This is a genomic window from Dapis brunnea BLCC-M229 (assembly GCF_050015995.1).
GTDB lineage: Bacteria > Cyanobacteriota > Cyanobacteriia > Cyanobacteriales > Microcoleaceae > Trichodesmium.
The window spans coordinates 1-5,090 of record NZ_JBNHEP010000039.1 but is presented as its reverse complement, the minus strand read 5'-3'; the positions used below and the strand labels follow the sequence as shown (position 1 = coordinate 5,090).

The following is a 5,090-nucleotide window of genomic DNA, read 5'->3' as shown; positions in this document are numbered from 1 at the left end:
CATCCCGACGCTCCCCTACGGGAGAGCGCGGGACTTCCCGCCGGGGGAGTTAAACTACCTGACGGTAAAATATAAAAAAATGATAAATTTTATTAAGTAAGCTTAAAGGTTAGTATCTAATGTCTTTAGAATTTGTATCATTAGAAACAATTCAGTTCATAGCCCATAAATATGGTTATTTAGCTGTCTTCTTAGGAATAGCCTTAGAAAATGCAGGTATTCCTTTACCAGGAGAAACTATAACACTTGTAGGTGGCTTTCTTGCTGGTAGTGGAGAGCTAATGTATTGGTATGTGTTAGGTTGTGCAATTATGGGAGCTATATTTGGGGATAGTTGTGGATATTGGATTGGCAAGTATGGTGGTTGGCCATTTATGTTGAGGTTAGGTAGAATATTCCGGATTAAAGAAACAAAACTGATGGATGTGAAAAATCAGTTCAGTAAAAATGCAGCTAAGGCAGTATTTTTCGGTAGGTTTGTCACTTTATTACGAATTTTTGCTGGACCTTTAGCTGGAATTGCTCAAATGCCTTACTGGAAATTCTTATTATGTAATTTTGCTGGAGCAACTATTTGGGCATTGATAATGGTAAGTTTATCCTTTTTTGTTGGACAAGTTGTACCTCTAGAAACATTAGTAAGCTGGGTTGCACAATTTGGTTTAGTGGCTTTAATTTTAGTATTTGCTTGGATTTTGATTCCTATTCGCTTAGAGTCTCTGAAGAAAAGCAATCAAAATACAGGTTGACAACTTAGGGTTTAATAAGGTAAACAAAAGAATTATTAAACTTACTGAAATTGTCTAGATGCCTTCCTTAAAGTTTTCATCATTGTAATAAATGAATGGGAGAATTTAACCTCGCTTAAATGTGAAGAAAGGAACAAAAAGTGGGGGCGAGTTTAATTCTGTTTTCACCTAATAGAGATAGAGGAACAAACTAAGGATTTATACACACCTTGTTTCTGTAGCTTTGGTTAACATACCAGGTGATATGTCAATGAAAAGTTAAATCTAGCAGGATTAACTTGCACAAATCAAGCCAAACAATATGAAAATGGAAAGTATTTACTGGTGGTCAATAGTCTAAGTCTGGGTTAAACAAATCTTGGCGCTTATGCTGCCTTTGGTCATTTTTTTAACATACTAGGTGCTGTTACCGAAAAAGCTTTTCATGTCGCGAAGCGAAATGCTAGAGTTATAGAATCTATAGTCATTTAACTTTAGATTGAGACAAAGCTTTCTTGCTATGAGGGAGTTTCAGACGAAAAAATGTCTCATATTTAAGTTAAACTACTATAAACCAAATTATACATCTCAATTACTTTCTGATCGTATCGGAAATTGTGTTTACAAATTGCAGTATCAGAGAATATAAGGTACTGGTTTCCATACTTGTCCAAAATCTATCTCATACATATCTGCCTAATGATCGTAGTTTTCAACTAACTCATCAAAATTTTGACTTGATACAGATCCACTTCAACCACTCGTTTGCTTCTTGCGTAGACATTCTTTTCCTATTCGATATTCCATTAAATCAATGGTGTAAATTCTAGCTTGATTAAATCCCAATATTTTGTGTTATTCCTAATTGGTAGAAATGCTCAAACATTTTAGTTGGCTGTTAATTCACTAGCTCAAGTTTTGAGATGTTTCTGTCCCTCAAAGATTAATTGCTGCATTTACCAAGGCCAATATTTCCATTAGTTGAGATTTAGATTTGAAGAGATAAATTTTGATACTAATGGCTCATGTTAAGATATACTAATATTATAAAATTTTTTTTGTGGAAAAAAGGTAGGTTGATGTTATGGAATTAGCAATGCTATTGGCAAAATTGCCAGAAGCTTACTCCGTTTTTGATCCGTTAGTTGATGTTTTACCAGTAATTCCTGTTTTCTTCTTGTTGCTAGCTTTTGTATGGCAAGCAGCAGTAGGTTTCAGATAAAAATTAAATCTCCAAATATAGCTATTAGCTTTCATTCCAATTATTAGCAATATGCTGAAATCATAATTTGGAAGCTAATAGCTACTAAGTTTGGTAGTGGTAAACAAGTAATGATTTTTGCTACCTACTTTCTGACAATTTAAGGGATAAACGAACTAATACCCTTACCAATGGATAATTGATAATTGATAATTAATCAATTCGGTTTAAAGCCTCTCCTTTTAAGGAGAAAAAAGCGGTCGTTTGCGGAGCATTCCGTCAGGATGGGATGGCTAAGTTTCCCGCTCTTACAGAGCCGCTCTTCTTTTAATGTCGGCGACAGCCGAAGTGCGTAGTTGTGCGGAACGCTAAACGCCATATCCAATCGACCAAGAGAAGAAATAATATTTCCCGATATTCAATCAAGAATGGTTTTAACCAGAGGTAATTATCCATTATCAATTAATGAAATATTTAGGACTACCATAAATATTTTTATATAGAGATAATTTATTTCTCTAAATTGTTTATTTTCGTCGATTTTTGTTTAATTTTTTCTCCTAGCTTTAATGCTTTAAAGTAATATCAATTCTCAAAAGTAACTAGAGATTTAGCATAGGTCTATTGTCATTATATAAAGTGAATGTCAGGAGTACAAAAATAGAATTTTTTGAGTTGGTAGAGACCTTAATTGACAGGTTAGGAATATTATAGTAATTCCTATGCTGGTGAGGTACAAAATTTTAGGTTTGAGGGAACAGGGAACAGGGAATAAAAAGACAAAAATGATAACTTTACCGAATAATTATTAATTATTCAGCTTGATTAGCCTCCCTTTAGCAATGGATAATTGACAATTGATAATTAAAGAGTTAGAAAGTTAGAGAATTCTTTCATTATCCACTATCCATTATCCATTAATACCCTAGCCTTTATATTCAATTCCCGAACGGTTTTAACCAGAGGTAATTATCCATTATCCATTAATGAACTCACGAGCTTGGGAAACGCTATAGGAATATATTGTTGAATTATCTCTCTAGCTAATTTAGAGAATTGGTATAAGTATTCAGCAATAAAAATGAACAACAAATTTGGAAAGTCACTCCAGACAATTCTTTCTTTTGAAATTTCAAGATAGCCCGATGATTACTACAATTAGCAAATCTGCTTTTTCCCATATTGTTAATTTTCACTCAGTATCTCAATATTCCCTTAGCTTCAAGCTAATAAATGATGAATGAAAACTGACTGCAGAATCGTTGCATATAAGAAATTAAGAACGATTAGCAATTGTTTTTTGAAAAGCAGGTCTTTCAGAAATTCGCTGAATATATGCCAAAACACTAGGATAGGAACTTAAATCCAACTTTAACATCATAGGGATATAAGCTAAAATTGAACCTACTGCTATATCTGCAACGTTGAATTCTTCACCCATTAAATAAGGTTGAGTATCAAAAATTTTATTTAATGGAGTTAATAAACGGGGAGTTTCTTTTTCCCGACTTGCTTCGATAAAAATTCCCTGTCCGAGAGTAGCATTAGCAAACAATACCCACTGAAAAATTTCGGATTTCTTTTCTAAAGAATCAGGCATTTTGCCATATTTTTCTGCAAGATATAATAAAATAGCACCTGACTCCCAAAGTTTAAAATCTCCATCCACAATAGCAGGTACTTTTCCCATCGCATTAATCTCTAAAAAATCTGCTTTGAGATGTTCTTCTGACTGCATATCAAGAATAATAAACTCATAAGTAGCTTCTATTTCTTCAAGATACCAATGAACAATTGATGCCCGACTACGAGCACCCCCATAAAGTTTTAGCACAACTATATACCTAATCTTAGATAACTGTAATTTTTGCTAGTTTAAGATATTGAATCAACTGGAAGATTAAAGAACTTTGTGAGTATATTCATGTTGCTTCACATTGTCTTCTGAACTGACAATATTTTCTGCATTTAATATGCGCTTACGCTCTAGAGAATAGTTCAAATCATCACGACGACTTCCTAGAGGAACCAAAGATTTAACTTCAGGATGAATTTTATATGTGCGAGTAGCAGCAATCGCTCTCTCAGCAAAATTATCAGAGAATTGAGCTTCTCGAGGAAAATCTGTAGGTAGTAAAGGTGTATTTCCAGATAATACTGTCCCCAAAGTTGTGCCACAAGCTATTTGATAGGAAGTAGGGATTCCTTTAACTATAGCTTCAAGAGCTGCTGAAGGTATTGGTTCAACAATTTTTACTTGAGAGACTTCACCATCTTCTTTGATAAAGCAGGTTGCCAGACCGATAACTAAATAATCATCAGCAGATAAATCTGGAGCATTGGGATAAGTAGTGACAGTTGCCATAGACTATTCTAATTTTTAGTTCTTAGATACTAAGTGCAACATTTAACCTACTCAAAGCTAATACATAAGTCATTAACCTTGAATCTGTATAGCATCACCAGTTAGAGTAATGGCTGTTGCTGGCATTGTCTTGCTAAAAACAACAAGACGCTTAGTTTGAGTTTGGAGGATCTATGCCTACTCTAACCCGCACTATGGCTTCTCACAGTCGATTATTTAACGTCGCTTAACTTACGACTATTTATCCGAAGATAAATTTTAGTTCTTGGCCGGGCGGGAGTGTTGGCTTGTTAAACAAAGTGTTGGCTTGTTTAACAACTTGTTAAACAAGTTACTAACTTGTTCGAGTATACTTTATTTTTAGCTTTTTTCTTTTCAAAGTCAACTAATTACATACTCGGAACTTTGAAAAGGTTTGCCAAGAATTTTCATGAAATATTGCCCCTCTGATTTTACCAACTTAGGGAACTAACTCCTCAAAAAAATTTCATTCTCAAGTTGAAGAGTCGCAGGAATTTATGTCAAAATGAATTTTATTAAGTTAATGTACCCCTTATTTTGACAAAAAATATTGGTTGTGGATTATGATTTTGGTTAAACTATAGTAGTGCCGTGTCAAGCTTAAAATGGTGTATTAGCTTCAGAGGAAAGAAGTTATCATCACAGACCATCAGGCGAACGCTAAAAATTGACACTCAGAAACAGGCGAACGCTAAAAATTGACACTCAGAAACAGGCAATCGCTAAAAATTGACACTCAGAAACAGGCGAACGCTAAAAATTGACACTCAGAAAC

The 5,090-nt window shown here is 34.1% G+C and carries 4 protein-coding genes; 2 read left to right on the top strand and 2 right to left on the bottom strand.

Annotation, left to right across the window (positions count from 1 at the left end; translation table 11 throughout):
* The first annotated feature begins 119 nt into the window (after positions 1 to 119).
* Positions 120 to 749, top strand: coding sequence for a DedA family protein (locus tag ACP6PM_RS03615; RefSeq protein WP_426581933.1), 630 nt, complete (start codon positions 120 to 122; stop codon positions 747 to 749).
* 1,063 nt (positions 750 to 1,812) lie between these two features.
* A complete protein-coding gene (locus ACP6PM_RS03610; protein ID WP_094677471.1) occupies positions 1,813 to 1,950 on the top strand; it encodes a photosystem II reaction center protein K in 138 nt (45 codons plus the stop codon).
* 1,255 nt (positions 1,951 to 3,205) lie between these two features.
* On the opposite strand, the gene ACP6PM_RS03605 is transcribed toward ACP6PM_RS03610, so the two are convergent.
* The gene (locus ACP6PM_RS03605; RefSeq protein WP_426581931.1) at positions 3,206 to 3,763 is read right to left on the bottom strand and encodes a glutathione S-transferase family protein; all 558 of its coding nucleotides are present in this window, start codon (positions 3,761 to 3,763) and stop codon (positions 3,206 to 3,208) included.
* 66 nt (positions 3,764 to 3,829) lie between these two features.
* Positions 3,830 to 4,294, bottom strand: coding sequence for a hypothetical protein (locus ACP6PM_RS03600; protein WP_426581929.1), 465 nt, complete (start codon positions 4,292 to 4,294; stop codon positions 3,830 to 3,832).
* Positions 4,295 to 5,090: the final 796 nt, after the last annotated feature.

Coding starts and splice junctions, on each gene's coding strand:
- ACP6PM_RS03615 (WP_426581933.1), top strand. CDS start 120: ATGTCTTTAGAATTTGTATCATTAGAAACAATTCAGTTCATAGCCCAT.
- ACP6PM_RS03610 (WP_094677471.1), top strand. CDS start 1,813: ATGGAATTAGCAATGCTATTGGCAAAATTGCCAGAAGCTTACTCCGTT.
- ACP6PM_RS03600 (WP_426581929.1), bottom strand. CDS start 4,294: ATGGCAACTGTCACTACTTATCCCAATGCTCCAGATTTATCTGCTGAT.